Origin of the sequence: Devosia sp., assembly GCF_030689745.1 — a bacterium.
Classification (GTDB): domain Bacteria; phylum Pseudomonadota; class Alphaproteobacteria; order Rhizobiales; family Devosiaceae; genus Devosia; species Devosia alba.
In genome coordinates, this window is sequence record NZ_JAUYGL010000187.1 from 1 (window position 1) to 16,438 (window position 16,438).

19 protein-coding genes are annotated in these 16,438 nt (G+C 64.1%); 12 read left to right on the plus strand and 7 right to left on the minus strand.

Going from position 1 to position 16,438, the window contains the following annotated elements:
- Window positions 1-72: 72 nt before the first annotated feature.
- The 5 genes from phnD (Q8O80_RS16450) to Q8O80_RS16470 all read right to left on the minus strand — a co-directional run bounded on the left by phnD (Q8O80_RS16450) (window position 73) and on the right by Q8O80_RS16470 (window position 4,437).
- Window positions 73-975, minus strand: a complete 903-nt coding sequence (gene phnD, locus Q8O80_RS16450) for a phosphonate ABC transporter substrate-binding protein (RefSeq protein WP_305581200.1) — start codon at window positions 973-975, stop codon at window positions 73-75.
- Between the two features lie 54 nt (window positions 976-1,029).
- Window positions 1,030-1,854: a phosphonate ABC transporter ATP-binding protein gene (gene phnC / locus Q8O80_RS16455; protein WP_305581202.1), complete on the minus strand. Its 825-nt coding sequence runs from the start codon at window positions 1,852-1,854 to the stop codon at window positions 1,030-1,032.
- A gap of 260 nt (window positions 1,855-2,114) precedes the next feature.
- Window positions 2,115-2,729, minus strand: a complete 615-nt coding sequence (locus tag Q8O80_RS16460) for a DapH/DapD/GlmU-related protein (RefSeq protein ID WP_305581204.1) — start codon at window positions 2,727-2,729, stop codon at window positions 2,115-2,117.
- 11 nt (window positions 2,730-2,740) lie between these two features.
- Complete coding sequence (phnN, locus tag Q8O80_RS16465; RefSeq protein ID WP_305581206.1) at window positions 2,741-3,292, minus strand: phosphonate metabolism protein/1,5-bisphosphokinase (PRPP-forming) PhnN; 552 nt, start codon at window positions 3,290-3,292, stop codon at window positions 2,741-2,743.
- Window positions 3,289-4,437 carry an alpha-D-ribose 1-methylphosphonate 5-triphosphate diphosphatase gene (locus Q8O80_RS16470; RefSeq protein WP_305581208.1) on the minus strand — a complete coding sequence of 383 codons (1,149 nt, stop codon included), beginning with the start codon at window positions 4,435-4,437 and terminating at the stop codon, window positions 3,289-3,291. Before Q8O80_RS16470 ends, phnN begins: the two co-directional genes overlap by 4 nt.
- A 164-nt stretch (window positions 4,438-4,601) precedes the next feature.
- Between Q8O80_RS16470 and phnF the strand changes: the two genes are divergently transcribed.
- From phnF to phnE (Q8O80_RS16530), 12 genes are all read left to right on the plus strand, one after another.
- Complete coding sequence (gene phnF, locus Q8O80_RS16475) at window positions 4,602-5,357, plus strand: phosphonate metabolism transcriptional regulator PhnF (protein ID WP_305581211.1); 756 nt, start codon at window positions 4,602-4,604, stop codon at window positions 5,355-5,357.
- A complete protein-coding gene (locus tag Q8O80_RS16480; RefSeq protein WP_305581213.1) occupies window positions 5,347-5,790 on the plus strand; it encodes a phosphonate C-P lyase system protein PhnG in 444 nt (147 codons plus the stop codon). The genes phnF and Q8O80_RS16480 overlap by 11 nt, the downstream gene beginning before the upstream one ends.
- Window positions 5,790-6,326, plus strand: coding sequence for a phosphonate C-P lyase system protein PhnH (gene phnH, locus Q8O80_RS16485; protein ID WP_305581215.1), 537 nt, complete (start codon window positions 5,790-5,792; stop codon window positions 6,324-6,326). Before Q8O80_RS16480 ends, phnH begins: the two co-directional genes overlap by 1 nt.
- Window positions 6,327-7,421, plus strand: coding sequence for a carbon-phosphorus lyase complex subunit PhnI (locus Q8O80_RS16490; RefSeq protein WP_305581217.1), 1,095 nt, complete (start codon window positions 6,327-6,329; stop codon window positions 7,419-7,421).
- Window positions 7,418-8,332, plus strand: coding sequence for an alpha-D-ribose 1-methylphosphonate 5-phosphate C-P-lyase PhnJ (locus tag Q8O80_RS16495; RefSeq protein WP_305581219.1), 915 nt, complete (start codon window positions 7,418-7,420; stop codon window positions 8,330-8,332). Before Q8O80_RS16490 ends, Q8O80_RS16495 begins: the two co-directional genes overlap by 4 nt.
- Window positions 8,329-9,150: an ATP-binding cassette domain-containing protein gene (locus tag Q8O80_RS16500; protein WP_305581221.1), complete on the plus strand. Its 822-nt coding sequence runs from the start codon at window positions 8,329-8,331 to the stop codon at window positions 9,148-9,150. Before Q8O80_RS16495 ends, Q8O80_RS16500 begins: the two co-directional genes overlap by 4 nt.
- 9 nt (window positions 9,151-9,159) lie before the next feature.
- Complete coding sequence (locus Q8O80_RS16505) at window positions 9,160-9,891, plus strand: phosphonate C-P lyase system protein PhnL (protein WP_305581223.1); 732 nt, start codon at window positions 9,160-9,162, stop codon at window positions 9,889-9,891.
- The gene (locus Q8O80_RS16510; protein ID WP_305581225.1) at window positions 9,878-11,077 is read left to right on the plus strand and encodes an alpha-D-ribose 1-methylphosphonate 5-triphosphate diphosphatase; all 1,200 of its coding nucleotides are present in this window, start codon (window positions 9,878-9,880) and stop codon (window positions 11,075-11,077) included. The genes Q8O80_RS16505 and Q8O80_RS16510 overlap by 14 nt, the downstream gene beginning before the upstream one ends.
- A 78-nt stretch (window positions 11,078-11,155) precedes the next feature.
- Entirely contained in the window at window positions 11,156-11,983 is an 828-nt protein-coding gene (phnC, locus tag Q8O80_RS16515; protein WP_305581227.1) for a phosphonate ABC transporter ATP-binding protein, read from the plus strand.
- 33 nt (window positions 11,984-12,016) lie between these two features.
- The gene (gene phnD / locus Q8O80_RS16520) at window positions 12,017-12,937 is read left to right on the plus strand and encodes a phosphonate ABC transporter substrate-binding protein (protein ID WP_305581229.1); all 921 of its coding nucleotides are present in this window, start codon (window positions 12,017-12,019) and stop codon (window positions 12,935-12,937) included.
- Window positions 12,938-12,993: 56 nt separating this feature from the next.
- Window positions 12,994-13,905, plus strand: a complete 912-nt coding sequence (gene phnE, locus Q8O80_RS16525; RefSeq protein WP_305581231.1) for a phosphonate ABC transporter, permease protein PhnE — start codon at window positions 12,994-12,996, stop codon at window positions 13,903-13,905.
- A gap of 1 nt (window position 13,906) precedes the next feature.
- Window positions 13,907-14,755, plus strand: coding sequence for a phosphonate ABC transporter, permease protein PhnE (gene phnE / locus Q8O80_RS16530; RefSeq protein ID WP_305581233.1), 849 nt, complete (start codon window positions 13,907-13,909; stop codon window positions 14,753-14,755).
- Between the two features lie 11 nt (window positions 14,756-14,766).
- On the opposite strand, the gene arsK is transcribed toward phnE (Q8O80_RS16530), so the two are convergent.
- Entirely contained in the window at window positions 14,767-15,972 is a 1,206-nt protein-coding gene (arsK, locus tag Q8O80_RS16535; protein ID WP_305581235.1) for an arsenite efflux MFS transporter ArsK, read from the minus strand.
- A gap of 169 nt (window positions 15,973-16,141) precedes the next feature.
- Window positions 16,142-16,438 (minus strand): helix-turn-helix transcriptional regulator (locus Q8O80_RS16540; protein WP_305581237.1); only part of this gene is annotated, 297 nt, incomplete at its 5' end.

The window sequence follows — 16,438 nt, forward strand, 5'->3', positions numbered from 1 at the left end:
CATGCGTGCATTCCCGTGCATGAGACGAGGGCCGGACACCTTTTGGCATCCGGCCCCGAAGCGTCTGTGCGGCTAGTTCCCCTGCGACAGGCGCAGGTCGATCATGGTCTGGTAGGCTTCGTGGGCGATCGGGGCAAAGCCTGCCGTTTCGCCAGCCGCCATGTTGTAGGCGCACTGTTCGTCCTGCGCATGCAGGCCTGACAGGAACGCGACGACCTGGGTCTTGACGTCTTCCGGCAGGGCGCGACGCAGCACGATCGGGCCTTCGGGAATTGGCTTGGACTTCCAGATTTCGACCAGGTCATTCATGTCGACAATGCCGGAGTCCACGGCCTTGCGCAGGGCGCCCGAATTGTAGCCATCGGCCCAGTCACCCTGGCCATCGGCCCAGGTCACACCGGCATCCACATCGCCATTGGCAACGGCAACAATGGTCTGCTCATGGCCGCCGGTGAATCGGACTTCGTTGAAAAAGTCGCCATTTTCCATGCTGGCGCCGGTTTCCTGGGGGATTTCCACCGACGGGATCAGGTAGCCTGAAGTCGAGTTCGGATCACCAAAGCCGAACACCTTGCCCTTCATGTCGGCCAGCGAGGTGATGCCGGAATCGGCGCGGGCGATACCGATCGAGTGATAGGCAAACGAGCCATCGAGATTGGTCTTGACCAGCACGACGTCCACGGCTTCGGGGTCGGTGATGTAGGTCTTGGCATAGGCCGAGGCGCCGAGCCAGGCCATGTCGATGGTGCCGCCGAGCAGACCCTGGATCACGCCGTCATAGTCAGCCGGGGTGAAGATCTTGGTGGGAACGTCGAGCAGGTCTTCGACATAGGCGCGCACGCACTCGTTCGAGGTCATGCGGTCCTGGGCATTTTCGCCGCCGAGGATGCCGATACGGAATTCGGTGATTTCCTGGGCGAAGCCAGGGCCGACCAGCGTGGACGTCAGCAGCAGTGCTGCAACAAGCTTGTTCATTTCAGTCTCCGGTGTGTGGTAGTTCCCCCCGGTTTCAAACCGGGGATTGGGGTCTCAGACCACGAGCTCGGGTTCGGCGGCGATCACGCCACGCGGACGGCTCAGGGTCTCGATACTGGTGGAGGTGGCTTCCTCGGAAAATCCGGCGTCGGCGCCGTAGATCTCGCGCGCCACGGCCGTGGTCAGTTCCTCGGCACGGCCGTCAAACACGATCTGGCCGGCGCGCATGCCGATGACCCGATCGCAATAGCGACGCGCGGTATCGAGCGTGTGCAAATTGCAGATGACGAGGCGCCCATCCTCGTCGTGAATGCGGCGCAGCGTATCCATCACCACCTGCGCATTCATCGGGTCCAGCGACGCGATTGGCTCGTCGGCAAGAATGATGCGCGGGTTCTGCATCAGGGCGCGGGCAATGCCGACGCGCTGCTGCTGGCCGCCCGAAAGCGCCTCGGCGCGCTTGGGGCCATGTTCGGAAATGCCCAGGCGCTCGAGGATATCGATGGCCCGCAGGATATCCTCACGCGGAAACAGGTTGAGCATGGACGCCAGGGTGTTGTGCTGGTTCAGCATGCCCAGCATCACATTGGTGATGACGTCGAGGCGCGGCACCAGGTTGAACTGCTGGAAGATCATGGCGCAGTCGCGCTGCCAGTTGCGCAGGGTCCGGCCGCGCAGTTCCGAGACCTTGACGCCGTCAAACTCGATGACGCCGGCGGATACGTCGGTGAGGCGGTTGATCATGCGCAGCAGCGTGGATTTTCCCGCGCCGGAACGACCGATGACCCCGACCATCTGGCCCTGCGGAATTTCCAGCGTCACATCGTCGACAGCAACCTTGTCACCAAATCGTCGCGTGACATTGGAAATCTTCAGCATCAGGACGCCCTCGCCGTTGAACTGTGGCAGACCTAGGGCGGGCAGATTACGTGCGCATGTAGATTTGGTGACGGTTGCGTGACGATGCACAGGGCGTTTGTGGTGGGTTTGTGGGTGCCCGAAGGTACGTGATGCAACTCACACTGGCCGTCACCCTCGGGCTTGACCCGAGGGCTCTGCACTTGCGGTGCACTGGGTAAGTGAAGTGCCCTCGGGCCGGACCCGAGGGTGACGATCGAGTATGAGGCAAGGCCGTCGCCCTAGCCCGCATACTTCTCCAGAAACGCTTCAATCCCCAGCGCCCGGAAGTCCGGCAGCGCCGCATGCAGTTGCGCGTGGCTCCAGTCCCACCATTTGAGCGCGTCGAGGCGGCTCGCCACATCGTCGCTGAAGCGCTGGCGGATGGTGCGGGCGGGCACGCCCACGGCAATGGCAAAATCGGCAACGTCCCGGGTCACCACCGCGTTCGATCCGATGATGGCGCCATTGCCGATCCTGATGCCCGGCATGATCACGGCGCCATGACCGATCCAGGTATCGTGGCCGATGGTTATGTCATTGCCGGCGCGCCACTCAAAGAAGGTCTGGTCGTCTTCCTCGCCCTCGAAATACTGGGCCGAGCGATAGGTGAAGTGGTGCAGCGAGGCCCGCTCCATGGGATGCATGGAGGCATAGATGCGCACATTGGCCGCGATATTGGCGAATTTGCCGACGCTGGTATAGGCGATCTGGGTGCCGCCGGCGCAGTAGGAATAGTCGCCCATGCTCGAATAGGCCACATGGCAGTGGGCCCCCACCTCGGTATAGCGGCCCAGGGCGGACTGGGTGACCTTGGCCGTTTCGTGGATGAAGGGCGTGTCGCTGAGTTTTGTCATTGTCGATACCTTCAGGCGGGTTGGCGCAGGAGGTCGCGCAGCAGCGCCACGAAGCGATTGCCGGCCTGGTCGAGATCACCCGAATTGTCGATCTGGATGGTGCTGGAGGGCAGGGGGAAACCCGCGCCGCGTTCCAGGCGGCGGCGAATATCGTCGCCCCCTTCGCGGCCGCGACCGGCGAGGCGGCGAACAATGATCTCGGGCGCGGCGGTCACTTCCACGACCAGCGCCCTGGGGTAGCGCGCGACCAGCCGCGGCAGTGCCGCCCGGGACAGGTTGGCGATGACGACGCGACCAGCGGCGAGATCGCCCTCCATCGCGATGGGCAGGCCATAGCTGAGGCCGTGCGCCTCCCAGCTCAGGGCAAACTCTCCGGCCCGTTCAGCGGCGGCAAAGGCCTGCTCGGTGAGGCTGTCATGATCCTCGCTGCCGCCATCTACCGGGCGGGTGACCGCGCGACGCACCACCACAACCTCACCGGCCAGGCTGTCGCGGGCAAAATTGATGAGGCTGTCCTTGCCTACGCCGCTGGCCCCAACGACCGCTACCAGGGCGCCGCTCATAGGACCCGCCTGCCCTGTCGCCAGACCGTGCGCACGATCGGAATACCGTCTTCGATGCGGACCTGCACAAAGTCAGCCCGCTTGGCGAGGGCAATCTCGCCGCGATCGTGCAGGCCCGCCGCTTCCGCCGGGCGTCTTGTCACAAGGCTGATGGCCTGCGCCACATCCAGGCCGTCCACAGCATCGACAAGGCAGAACGCCGCCTGCAGCATGGAAAAGGGAATGTAGTCGGAGGACAGGATGTCGAGCAGTCCCGCTGCGGCGAGATCGCGCGCCGACACATTGCCGGAGTGCGAGCCGCCGCGAACCACATTGGGGCCGCCCATCAGAATGGCAAAGCCGGCATCGCGCGATGCCTTGGCCGCTTCCAATGTGGTGGGGAATTCGGCAATGCTGATGCCCAGGTCACGCGCCTTGTCGACATGGTCAGTTGTGGCGTCGTCATGGCTGGCCAGCGCAATGCCGCGGGCATGGCTCAACGCGGCCAGTGCCTGGCGATGCCGATCCGCATAGGTGACCGATTCGTGCGATCGACGGGCGATGAATTCGGCCAGCGCCGCGTCGCTCAGCTTGAGCTTGCCCTGGTAATAGGCCCGATAGGCGTCGGAACTGGCGAACTGGCGCTGCCCGGGTGCATGGTCCATGAGCGAGGCCAGCCGCACCAGTGGATGGTCCATGATGCCTTCGAAGGCCTCAAGGCAATCTGGCGCCGAGACCTCGCAACGCAGGTGAATGAAGTGGTCGGCGCGGAGGCGCCGCGCTTCGACACCGGCGGTCACCGCATCGGCGAGGATCCGCAGTTCGGCGGCCCCCATATCTGCATGCTCGTCCGTGCCGACGCGGATCGCGTCGAAAACGGTGGTAATGCCCGAGGCGGCAATCTGAGCGTCATGGGCCTGGACGGCTGCGACCGGGTGCCAGCGCACCTTGGGACGCGGCGCATAGTGGGTTTCGAGATGGTCGGTGTGCAACTCGACTAGGCCCGGAATCAGATAGTCGCCCTCGAGATCGACGCCGCGCGCGCTGGCCGGGCCGATTTCGGTGATGACACCGCCCGCCATCTCGACAGCACCCTCCACGACCCTGTCGGACAGCACGATGCGTGCATTGGTAAGGACAGTCTGGTTAAGGCCGATGGCAGTCATGGGTTGTCTCCTTGGCCTATCCCCTACTCACGCTCTGTGACAGGTAAACGACAAAAAGGGAGACATTCGAATGTGTCGACGCCGGACTGTCGCAGGAAAGCGCTAACGTCATTTCACTGTCATTTCGGCGCGCTAGAACCAGCTCATTCGAATGAGTTGATGATATGCGAAGCCAAGGACATTCCTGGGAAGAAACCCGGGACCGAATCAATGAAGAGATTACTTCCGGGCGGTTGGCGGCCGATACACGGCTGCCGTCCGAACCGGAACTGTGCGTGCTCCATGGCGTGCGGCGCCATTCGCTGCGCAAAGCGCTGGCGGCGCTGGTGGGCGAAGGCAAGCTGCGCGTCGAGCATGGCCGCGGCACCTTTGTCGAGCGCGCGCCCTTGCTCAACTACGTGATCGGCGCGCGCACCCGCTGGCACGAAAACCTGGTGAGCCAGGGCCTTACGGCATCGGGCGAGACGCTGGCCGAAATGACGCTGCCGGCCAGCAGCCGCGTGGCGGTGGCGCTCGGGATCGCCAGGGACACGCCGGTCTTTGCCCGTTCCTGGCGCGGCTTTGCCAATGACCTGCCCATCAGCATCGGCTGGGCCTATCACGATACCAGGCGCTTCCCCGACCTGCCGGAACGCCGGCGCAACGAGCCGTCCATTACCCAAGTCTACCGCTCCTACGGTATCCTCGACTATCGCCGGCAGCGCACCACTGTCTTCAGCCGCCTCGCCTCGGAACACGAGGCCAGCATGCTGATGCTGCGTCCCGGACAATCGGTGCTGGTCGTGCAGAAGATTGACGCGGATCTCGAGGGCAATCCCCTAGGCTTTTCCGAAGCCGTCTGGGCCGGCGACCGCGTGCAATTCACCTTTGAAACCGACCAGCCAACGGTCATGACCGAGAGACACAGCGATGTTCAATGAAACTCCTTCGGGCGGACCCGAGCATGGCGAGATGCTCGCCATCCTCGCCCGTGCCCGCCCAGACCGCCTCAAGCAGCATGCTGAAACCCTGCTCGGCGAACTGGGCGATATTACCGTGCTGGCCAACCGCACCGGTCTCGTCATGGTGCCGATGCGCGACACCGTTCAGAACGTCGATTTTCACCTGGGCGAAGTGCTGGTGAGCGAGGCCCATATCACCGACCCGGCCGGCCATGTCGGCTATGGCATGGTCACCGGCCGCGATCTCGAACGCGCCATGGCCATGGCCGTGATCGATCTCAGCGTTGCCGTGCGCGGCCGCGATGCCGGCAGCGCCAGCTTCCTCGCCGAGGAAAAGGCGCATCTCGCCCATGTCGAAGACGAGCGCATGCGGCAGGTCGAGGCCACCCGCGTTGAAATGGAGACCTTCTGATGCTGACTGTCGCTCCCCCCGACGCTGTCGAACTGCGCTCGAACGCCACGTTCGAGGCTCTGCTATGGGCCCTCTCCCGCCCCGGCGATGTCCGCACCCTGCCCGAGGCCGGCTTTGGCGCTATCGCCGAAACGCTGGTTGACCTCGAATGCAGCGCCTATGCCGATACGCCCGTCATGCGCGAGCACATCGTGGCCAGCGGCGCGACGCTGGCCGACCGGATCGACACGGCCGATCATGTATTCCTGTCCGCGCCCGACACGACCGGCCGGCAGCTGGCCGGGATCAGTTGCGGCAGCGCGGTCTACCCTGACGATGGCGCGACCCTGGTCGTCGCCGTGGCCCATGCGGGCCAGCGCGTGCGGCTTTCGGGCCCCGGCATCAAGGACACGACCGAGATTGCGCTGGCGGTGTTGCCCGGCTTCTGGGCCATGCGCGAGATGCTCTGCCTCTATCCCGAAGGCTTCGACATTTTCTTTGTCGATGGCGACCAGGTCATCGGCATTCCGCGCTCGACAAAGGTGGAGGTGCTCTAGATGGCCTATGTTGCAACCCGCGGTGGCGAAAAGGCCATCGAACAGGCCGAACGGCTGTTCCGCCAGGACCTGGGCACGATCGACGCCGCGCGCGTCGAGACCATTCGCGCCACCATGCCCTATCTGATCGACCGGGTAATGGGCGAGGCATCGCTCTATGACGAGGAACTGGCCGCGCTGGCCCTGGCCCAAACTGGCGGTGAACTCTCTGAAGCAGTGCTGGTGCTGCGCGCCTGGCGCACCACCCAGCCGCGCCTGGCCATTGCCCGGCCGGTGCAGCAGCATGAACTGCTGACCCAGCGCCGCATCTCCGCTGCCTTCAAGGATATTCCGGGCGGCCAGATCCTGGGGCCGACGCTCGACTATTCGCACCGCGTGCTAGCGACCGACGTGCTCCTGGGCAAGCCGTTCGCGCCGCCATCCGTCAACAAGGCAGCGTCCCCCGCTCCGGCCAGGCAGCCGTCCCTGGCGGACTGGCAGCGCCAGCAGGGTCTGGTGGCGCCGGCCAAAGCGTCCGCGGTGTCGCCGGAAGACATTCCGGACCTGACGCGCGAACCCTTGCTGTTTCCGGCCTCGCGCGCCCATCGTCTGCAAAGCCTCGCCCGTGCCGAAACCGGTGGCGTGCTGGCGCTCGGCTATGCCGCCATGCGCGGCTATGGCAATGCCCATCCGACAGTCAACGAGCTGCGCATCGGTGAAGCCGAGGTGGTCGTCCGCCATCCGCGCGGCACCGAATTTTCCGCCGGACGCGTCCGTGTCAGCCAGGCCGAGGTGACGTCCAAGGAAAAGGGCGGCTATCTGGAACTCGGTTTTGCCGCCACTTTCGGCTGGAACGAGGTCAAGGTTATCGCCGCGGCAACGCTCGACCTCAATTCGGACGAAGCGCCCGTCGGCTCGGCGGTTCACGAGGAATTCTACCTCTACCACACCGAAAGCGTCGAAGCCTCTGGCTTCTGCATTCACTTCAAACTGCCCCACTACGTCACCTTCCAGTCAATCCTGGATGCCATGCGTGACGCCAAGGCGAAAAAGGCTGCGGCCGAAGCCGCGGGCGAAACCTATGTCGCCGAACCCGAAGAGGAACCCGTGCTATGAGCCTTGCCACTCTCACCAAGGACTGGGCCGCGACCAGCTATGGTTTCCTCGATGCCTCGGCCAAGCGCGAACTGCGCCGCAAGATGCTCAAGGCCATCGCCGTCCCCGGTTGCCAGATGCCCTATGCCAGCCGCGAAGTGCCCATGGCCCGTGGCTGGGGCACCGGCGGATTGCAGGCGACACTGACGCTGGTCAATCCGAACTCGGTGATCAAGGTCATCGACCAGGGCGCCGATGATGGGGTCAATGCCGCCTCGATCCGGCGCTTCATTTCCCGCGTGTCGGGAGCCTCCGAGACCTGGGATACGCTGAGCGCCACGATCGTGCAGTCCCGTCACCGGGTGCCGGAAGAAATCATGCGCGAGGACCAGGTGCTGGTGCTGCAGGTGCCCAATCCTGAGCCGCTGCGTGGGGTCGAGCCCAATATTTCCATTGCCCGGCAGATGCATGCGGATGCCGATTACGGCAAGCTCTGGCTGACGCTTTACGAGCAGATCGTGCGCAAGGGCCGGATCATGCAGGGGGCGTCCTATCCCTCCATGGTCAATGGCCGTCACGTCATGACCCCCTCGCCCATTCCGCGCTGGGATGTGCCCAAGCTCAACATGGCCCGGCACCTCACCATTCTCTCGGCAGGACGGGAAAAGCGGCTCTACGCCGTGCCGCCCTATACGCGCGTCGAGCCGCTGGTGTTCTCCGATCGGCCGTATCTGGTGGAAGACCATGCCGATCTCACCTGCCGCCGGTCGGGTGTTTCCGGCTTCTTCATGAACGAGCTGCCCCAGGATGGTGGCGGCTCGGTCTTTGAAGTCAGCGACAGCAATCTTGGCATCAAGGCCATCGATACCGCCCAGGGCACGCCGAGCGAGATCGGCGAAACCTGGTATCGCAACGGGGAGTTTTCAGCATGAGCCTTGATCTGGGCCTTCCGGCGCTGGAGCGCGCCGCCCCCCGCCTGATGCGGGCCGAGCCGCTGCTGACCATGCGCGACATTTCCAAGAGTTTCGGCAATGTCCGCGCCCTTCGGCAGGTCGATGCCACCGTCTATCCGGGCGAGGTCATGGGCATTGTTGGCGAAAGCGGCTCGGGCAAGTCGACGCTGCTGCGGATGATGAACCTCGAGGACACCCCGGACGGCGGTGACTATACCTTGCGCCTGCCCGGTCGCGAGAACGAGAACCTCTTCGATCTGGCGCGCTACGAGCGGCGCATGCTGTGTGCCCGCCATATCGGCATCGTCTACCAGAACCCGCATCTGGGCCTGCTGATGCGCCACTCCTCGAGCGGCAATGTCGCCGAACGCCTGCTGATCGCTGGCGAGCGCAGCTTCGATGTGCTGCGTGACAAGGCCCGCGAGGCGCTCGACGCCTCCGAATTCCCGCTCGACCGCATGGATGCGCGCCCCATCGAGCTTTCGGGCGGCATGCAGCAGCGCGTGCAGCTGGCCAAGGCCATCGCGCTCGAACCGGCCCTGCTGCTGCTCGACGAGCCGACCACCGGCCTTGACGTCTCGGTACAGGCGCTGGTGCTCGATACGCTCAAGCGCCTGCAGCGTGATCGCCAGATCACCATGGTGCTGGTCAGCCACGATCTGGGTGTCATTCGCACCATGGCAGACCGGGTCATGGTCATGCGCCATGGCGAGGTGGTGGAACAAGGTCTGGCCGACCAGGTATTCCAGGACCCGCAGCACCCCTATACCCAGCAACTCGTCCACGCCAAGCTCTGAGGTGATCCCATGACAACTACGCCCCTGCTTCGCGTTCAGGGTCTGACCAAGACCTTCCGCATGTACCACCTCGACAGCATGCTGCATGCCTTTGAAGGCGTCAGCTTCGACCTCCATGAGGGCGAGTTCCTGCTGTTGCGCGGCCATAATGGCGCCGGCAAGTCGACGCTGCTGCGCACCATATGGCGCAGCTACCTGCCGGTTGGCGGCCACGTGTTCTATCGCTCCAACCATGGCGAGATCGACCTGGCCAATGCCGCCGATGTCGACATTGCCCTGTTGCGCCGTGAGGAAATCGGCTTTGTCACCCAGTTCCTGAATGCCCGCCCGCGGGTCGCGGCGCAGGATATCGTGTCCGAGCCGTTGCGCCTGGCTGGCGTGCCGCAGGCCGAGGCGCTCGATCAGGCCCGCCACTGGCTCGACCAGTTCGGCGTGCGCCCCGAACTCTGGCGCGCCTACCCCTCGACCTTTTCGGGCGGCGAACAGCAGAAGGTGAACCTGGCACGCGCGCTGATCCAGCCGCAGAAGCTTTTGCTGCTCGACGAGCCCACCGCCTCGCTCGATGCCGGCGCCCGTGCCGCCCTGTTGCGCCGACTCGCCGAGCTCAAGGCGCACGGTGTCGCCATTATCGGGGTGTTCCATCACCCCGGCGACGTGGCGCAACTGATCGATCGTGAGATCGATCTCAGCACGCGCGTCGTGGCCGATGAAACGGGGGAGGAGGAGCATGTGGCTCTCTGATTTCCGCATCGTCCTGGCCGACCGCGTCATCGAACGTGGCGGGCTGCGCATCGAGGACGGGCTGATCGCCGAGATCAGCGAGACGCCGGTGTCCCATGCCGGAATCGAAGGCCAGGGCCTGTTGCTGCTCCCGGGCATGATCGACATGCATGGCGACATGATCGAGCGCGAGATCGAGCCGCGCCCGGGCGTGCGCATGCCCATGGAGATGGGCCTGCGCGACCTTGATTTGCGGCTGGCGACAGCCGGCATCACCACGGCCTATGCCTCGCTGTCCTTCGCGCCCGGCTCAACCTATGGCCACATGCGCAGCTACGACTTCACCAGCGCCCTGATCCGGGCCGTGGTCGCGGCCCGGCCGCACCTGCTCATCGACCATCGCGTGCATGCCCGTTTTGAGGTGACGTTCCCGGCCGCCCTTTCGGTGGTCAAGGAACTCGTGGGCGAAGGATCGGTGGATTTGGTGTCGCTGTGCGATCATACGCCCGGCCAGGGCCAGTATCGCGACCTCGACCTGCAGGCCGCCAATATCTCGAAAAACAAGGGCATTTCGCTCGAAGCGGCCGCCGGACAGCTGCAGCAACGCATAAGGGAGCGGCGGGATACGGCCGGCGACCTGACGGCGACGCTGCGCGCCATCACCCAGTATTGTGCCCTTCATGGCGTGCCCGTCGCCAGCCATGACGACGACACGGTCGAAAAGGTCACGCTGATGGACTCACTGGGCGCCAACATTTCCGAATTTCCAGTGACCTTGGAAGCAGCCGAGGAAGCGCATCGCCGCAGCATGGTCAATGCCATGGGCGCTCCCAACGCGCTGCGCGGCCAATCCTATTCCGGCAATCTTTCGGCCCGTGACGCGCATGCCGCCGGTCTGCTCGATCTGCTGGCGGCAGACTATCATCCCTCGGCCATGCTCCCCGCCGTACTGGTGCTGGCGGAGACCGATCCCGATGGTCTGGCGGGCGCGGCACGCCTCACCTCGCTCAATCCCGCCCGGGCACTGGGGCTTGAAGATCGCGGCCAGATCCGGGTCGGCCTGCGCGCTGACCTGCTTGCCGCCTCCCGCACCGGCATGGGTCAGGTGCACGCCACCTTCTCGCGCGGTCGGCTGGTTCATGCCGATGGCACGCTGGACGTCTCAGCCGCCGACAGGCGTCACGAGCATGTCATTCGAATGAGTTAACGCTGTCATGTGAGGTCGTTAGAACCGGATCATGGGCTGGTCCAGTCCGGTAAACGCTAAACGGGTGGAGGATACGCGGTGCTAGAGCTTCGCAAAGTCACCAAGGCATTCGGCGAGACCATCGCCGTCAACAATGTGTCGCTGCGCTTCGAGCCCGGCCAGATGGTCGGCATTATCGGGCGGTCGGGGGCGGGCAAATCCACTCTGCTCCGCCTGATCAACCGCCTGGCCAGCTCCGGCAGCGGCGACATTGTCTTCGAGGGCACCAATGTCACGACGCTTTCCGGCAAGGCCCTGCGCGAATGGCGCGCCCGCTGTGCGATGGTGTTCCAGCAGTTCAACCTGGTGAACCGGCTCGACGTGCTGACCAATGTCCTTATCGGCCGCATTGGCTATCTCGGCACCTTGCCGGTCATGTTCAAGCATTTTTCCACCGTCGACCGCGCCGCTGCCGCGCTGGCCCTCGATCGCCTGGACCTGCTGCCACAGGCATTGCAACGTGCCGATACCCTGTCCGGCGGCCAACAGCAGCGGGTGGCCATCGCCCGCGCCCTGCTGCAGAATCCTAAACTCATCCTTGCCGATGAGCCCATCGCATCGCTTGATCCGCGCAATGCGCGGCTGGTGATGGAGGCCCTGCGCACCATCAACCTGCAGGACAAGATCACCGTCATCACCAATCTGCACACGCTTGACGCAGCACGCGCCTATTGCGACCGCATCATCGGCATGGCCCATGGCCATGTCGTGTTCGACGGCACGCCGGACCAGCTGACCAGCGCGATGATCCAGCAGATCTATGGTGACGCAAACGAAACAGCGGTGGACGAGAGCCTGACCTCGACCATCGCTGCTACCGGCGCGGAAGGCCCAGCCGGCAAACGACAGCTGGAAACGGCGCACTAAAGCCCGTTCATCCCTCAACTTGGAGCTCTATCAATGCTTACCCTGACGCGTCGTGGCCTTGTGGCCGCGCTGGTTTCGCTCGCCCTGGTTTCCCCCGCTCTCAGCCAGGACTGGCGTGAGGCGTTTCCCGAACTGACCATCGGCATATCTTCGGGCGAGAATGAAACCGACGCCATTTCCCGCAACCAGCCCTATGCCGATTATCTCAGCCGCGAACTGGGCGTGCCCGTCAAAATCGTGCGCGGCACCGACTATGCTGCGGTGATCGAAGCCATGCGCTCGGGTCACGTTCAGATCGCTTCGGTCGGCCCGGCCGCCTACGCCCTGGCCCGCAAGATCATGGGCGAGGACATCGCCCCGGTCGCCGTAACGCTCGATAGCGGGGGCAATCTGGGCTATTATTCCGTGATCGCGGTGCGCGCCGACAGCCCCTACCGGAGTCTGGAAGACATCAAGGGCAAGTCCTTCGCCTTTGCCGACCCCAACTCCACCTCCGGCTATGCCGTCCCCTCCTATTATCTCTCGACCGAGCTCAACACCTCGGCCAGTGACTATTTCAGTGACGTCGCCTTCTCTGGCGGCCACGAGCAGAGCGTGATGGCCCTGGTCAACGGCACCTTTGAAGCTGTGGCCACCCATTGGCGCAATGAGGAAGCCGGCAATATCCAGACCATGGAAGGCAAGGGCCTGATCGAAAAGGGTTCGACCCGCATCATCTGGACGTCTCCGGTGATCCCCAACACCCCGGTGATGATGCTGACCACCCTGCCCCAGGAACTGCAGGACGAGTTCAAGACCGTCCTCATGGCGTTTCCGGAAAAGGACCCCGAAGGCTTCGCCGCCTATACCCGCGGCACCTCCAGCGGCTATGCCGCCGCCCAGCACGAAGACTATCTCGATGTGGTGGCGATCACCGAGTTCAACGCCGCCGAGCGCCGCAAGAACGGCAACTGATCCTTCCTGGCCGGTGCGCATCCCGCGCGCCGGCCTTTTTTATACGTGAGGCGCACGTGTCCACACTTACCCACACCAATGGCCGGCTGACGTCGACGACGCGGGAAGAGCGACTGCTGTCTTTCAACGCACGTTATCGCCAGCAGCAGTTCACCCGCCGCAACTGGACGCTGCTCTATGGCGCACTGTTTCTCGCAGCGCTGTCTGGTTCGGTCGCCGTCAGCGATTTCAGCATTCCCGGCCTGATCAAGGGCCTGCCAATGGCCTGGAACTATATCGCCGGGACACTGCCCACGCTTACGCTTGAGAATTTCTGGGCCGATCTGGCCAATTGGTATTGGGGCCTGCGCTTCTGGCTGCGCCTCCTGGTCGAGACCATTCTGATGGGCTTTGTCGGCACCGTGCTCGGCGGCGGCGTCGCGCTGCTGCTGTGCTTTCCGGCCTCGCGCAATCTGGTCGAGAATACCGGCATCTATTTTGCGGCAAGGCGCAGCCTCGAATTCCTGCGCACCGTGCCCGAGCTGGTTTTTGCGCTGATATTCGTCTTCGCCTTCGGGCTCGGTCCCTTCGCCGGCGTTCTGGCGATTGCGGTGCACACGGCCGGTTCACTGGGCAAGCTGTTTGCCGAAGTGAACGAAAATGTGGACCCCCGCCCCATCGAGGGCGTCCGCGCCGCCGGCGGCAACTGGCCCATGCTGATGCGGTTGGGCGTGGTGCCCCAGGCACTGCCCAATTATGCCAGCTATCTGCTGCTGCGCTTCGAGATCAATGTGCGCGGCGCCTCTGCCCTGGGCATTGTTGGCGCCGGTGGCATCGGGCAGGAGCTCTATGTGGCCATTCGGCAGTTCGAATATACCGACATTTCGGCCATCATGCTTTTGCTGATCGCCACCACTTCCATCATCGACATCACTTGCGAAACGATCCGCCACCGGCTGATCGGGCAGGACATGCAGGCGGGGCACTGACATGAACATCATCACCCATGGCGAGATTGCGCGCCTGCGCCGCACCAATCCGGCACTGTTTTCCACCCCGCTGATCGTGCGGCTGAGGACCGGGGCGCTCTGGCTCGGTTTTGTGCTGGCTATGGCCTTCGGGCTGTGGTGGGTCGATGCCAATCCCATGCGGATTGTCAACGGCCTCAATAAATTGGGGCTTCTGGTGGGTCTGATGATCCCGCCCCATCCTGGCGATGGCTTCTGGGACTATGTCCATGCCATGCTCGAGACGCTTGGTATGGCATTCCTGGGCACGGTCATTGCCGCCGTGCTGGCCGTTCCGCTCGGTTTTCTGGGCGCCAAGAACATCATGCCCAACCCGCTGTTCCACTTCGGCCTGCGCCGCATCTATGACGGTTTCCGCGGCATTGACGGGCTGGTATGGGCGCTGATATTCGTTTCGGCCGTCGGGCTGGGGCCGTTCGCCGGCGTGCTGGCCATTGCCGTGGGTGACCTGATGATCTTCGCCAAGCTGTTTGCCGAAGCCATCGAGAATGTCGAAACCAAGCAGGTGGAGGGCGTGCGCGCCGCCGGCGGCAGCGATACCCATGTCATGCGGCTGGGCGTGTTTCCGCAGGTGCTGCCGGTGATGATGAGCCATGTGCTCTATTTCTTTGAATCCAATGTCCGATCCGCCACCATTCTGGGCATTGTCGGCGCTGGTGGCATCGGGCTGCAATTGTCCGATCGCATGCGCATCAACAACTGGCAGGAAGCGGCCTTTATCGTCCTGATGATCCTGGTCACCGTTGCCGTCATCGACAACATCTCTCGCCGCATCCGGGCCAGGTTGATCGACGCGGCCCCCCAGACCTGACCGGCAGGGGTTCAGGCCGGACCCCTGCGGCTGTAGCGCTGCCAGATCAACCCGAAACACAGCGCGCTCAGGGCGCCAGCGCCGGCCACCATCCACAGCGTGGCCGGCGTCGTTATGGCGCCGGCCACCACGGCGAAGACCACCGGTGCGAAGGAGGACACGATCAGCCGCGCCGAACTGATCGACCCCATGCGGCGGCCGTAGCCGACGCGCCCGAACAGGGCCAGCGGCAAGGTACCGCTGACGATGCTCGATAGTCCCGAACCCAGACCGAACAGCAGCGCAAAGGCCGCCGCACCGGGCAGCAGGGGCGCGGTCGTCACCAGCACGATCAGGGCCAGCGGCATCAGGCTGGCCGCGACAACGCCCAGAGCGGGCTGCGACAGGCCCTTGCCGAACTGCATGTTGATGAGCCGGCTCAGCACCTGGGCCGGGCCGAACAGCGTGGTAACGAAGACGCCGGCGGCGCCCAGACCCAGAGAGGCAAGCATGGGGATCATGTGGACCAGCACCGCCGAGGACATGAAGCCAAGCAGGGCAAAGCCGAGCAGCATGACGATCTGGGCCCATTGTTCCTGACCGGGCGGGACCAGCGGCGCGTCCTCGATTGTCTCGCTCAGCCGCGCCGCGCCGGTGCCTTTGCCCTGGGCGGCCAGCCAGGCATGGACCGGCAGGCAGACGGCAAGGGTCAGGGCGGCAAAGGCCAGGTAGACTTCGCGCCAGCTCAGAAATTCATGCAGCATCGCGGTGAGCGGCCAGAAAATGGTCGAGGCGAAGCCGGCAATCAGGGTAAGATGGGTGATGCTGCGCTGGGCACCCTGCCCCGCGATCTGCGCCAGGGCAGCAAAGGCGGTGGTATAGAGCACGAAGCCTGAGGACACTTCCATCGCCACCAGCCCGGCGACAAACGTCACCCCATTGGGCGCCAGGGCGCAGGCAACCAGGGACAGGGCTGCCGCTATGGAACCCCAGACCATGACCCGAGCGGCGCCGAAGCGGTCGGCCCAGCTCCCTGAAATGGGGGCCACGAGGCCGCTCATCAGCAGCGATGCCGACAGCGCGCCATAGACCCATTCCTCGGACCAGCCAAAGTCCAGCGCCATGGATGGTGCCAGAGCACTGAAGCTGTAATAGAGCGTGCCATAGCCAATGATCTGGGTCAGCCCGAGCGCCCAGATCACCAGGGCCGGAGCGCGCGCCTGCAAGGGTTTGGTCATGGAGTTTCCGCTCAGCCACGTTCAAGTCGGGGTGTGGTAGTGGTCGAAGGGCCAAAGCGGCAGCCGGTCGCCAACGCTCGGGCCGCCTTCGAAGACGATGGGCAGGTCAGGTCCGATCATGACTTCGATCTCTCTGGAATATTCGAACAATAAGCCAAATGGCGGCGATTCAGGCGGCAGCGTCGCTGGCTTGGCCGGCTGCCCCATCGGCGCAGCACTCATCGGCCAAATAGCCGATTAGGCCGTTCATGCTGGCATAATTGGCGCGGCAGATCAGCGTGGTGGCCTGTCGTTCCTGGCTGACCAGGTCGACCTCCACCAGTTTGCGGATGTGGTGGGAGAGGGTGGAGCCGGCAATGTCCAGCTTGCGCTGCAGCTTGCCGACCGCAAGCCCGCCCTCGCCCGCACGGACCAGCGTGCGATAGATGGTAAGCCTTGTGGTGTTGCCCAGAGCTTCCAGTTGGGC

Coding starts and splice junctions, on each gene's coding strand:
- phnD (WP_305581200.1), bottom strand. CDS start 975: ATGAACAAGCTTGTTGCAGCACTGCTGCTGACGTCCACGCTGGTCGGC.
- phnC (WP_305581202.1), bottom strand. CDS start 1,854: ATGCTGAAGATTTCCAATGTCACGCGACGATTTGGTGACAAGGTTGCT.
- Q8O80_RS16460 (WP_305581204.1), bottom strand. CDS start 2,729: ATGACAAAACTCAGCGACACGCCCTTCATCCACGAAACGGCCAAGGTC.
- phnN (WP_305581206.1), bottom strand. CDS start 3,292: ATGAGCGGCGCCCTGGTAGCGGTCGTTGGGGCCAGCGGCGTAGGCAAG.
- Q8O80_RS16470 (WP_305581208.1), bottom strand. CDS start 4,437: ATGACTGCCATCGGCCTTAACCAGACTGTCCTTACCAATGCACGCATC.
- phnF (WP_305581211.1), top strand. CDS start 4,602: ATGCGAAGCCAAGGACATTCCTGGGAAGAAACCCGGGACCGAATCAAT.
- Q8O80_RS16480 (WP_305581213.1), top strand. CDS start 5,347: ATGTTCAATGAAACTCCTTCGGGCGGACCCGAGCATGGCGAGATGCTC.
- phnH (WP_305581215.1), top strand. CDS start 5,790: ATGCTGACTGTCGCTCCCCCCGACGCTGTCGAACTGCGCTCGAACGCC.
- Q8O80_RS16490 (WP_305581217.1), top strand. CDS start 6,327: ATGGCCTATGTTGCAACCCGCGGTGGCGAAAAGGCCATCGAACAGGCC.
- Q8O80_RS16495 (WP_305581219.1), top strand. CDS start 7,418: ATGAGCCTTGCCACTCTCACCAAGGACTGGGCCGCGACCAGCTATGGT.
- Q8O80_RS16500 (WP_305581221.1), top strand. CDS start 8,329: ATGAGCCTTGATCTGGGCCTTCCGGCGCTGGAGCGCGCCGCCCCCCGC.
- Q8O80_RS16505 (WP_305581223.1), top strand. CDS start 9,160: ATGACAACTACGCCCCTGCTTCGCGTTCAGGGTCTGACCAAGACCTTC.
- Q8O80_RS16510 (WP_305581225.1), top strand. CDS start 9,878: ATGTGGCTCTCTGATTTCCGCATCGTCCTGGCCGACCGCGTCATCGAA.
- phnD (WP_305581229.1), top strand. CDS start 12,017: ATGCTTACCCTGACGCGTCGTGGCCTTGTGGCCGCGCTGGTTTCGCTC.
- phnE (WP_305581233.1), top strand. CDS start 13,907: ATGAACATCATCACCCATGGCGAGATTGCGCGCCTGCGCCGCACCAAT.
- arsK (WP_305581235.1), bottom strand. CDS start 15,972: ATGACCAAACCCTTGCAGGCGCGCGCTCCGGCCCTGGTGATCTGGGCG.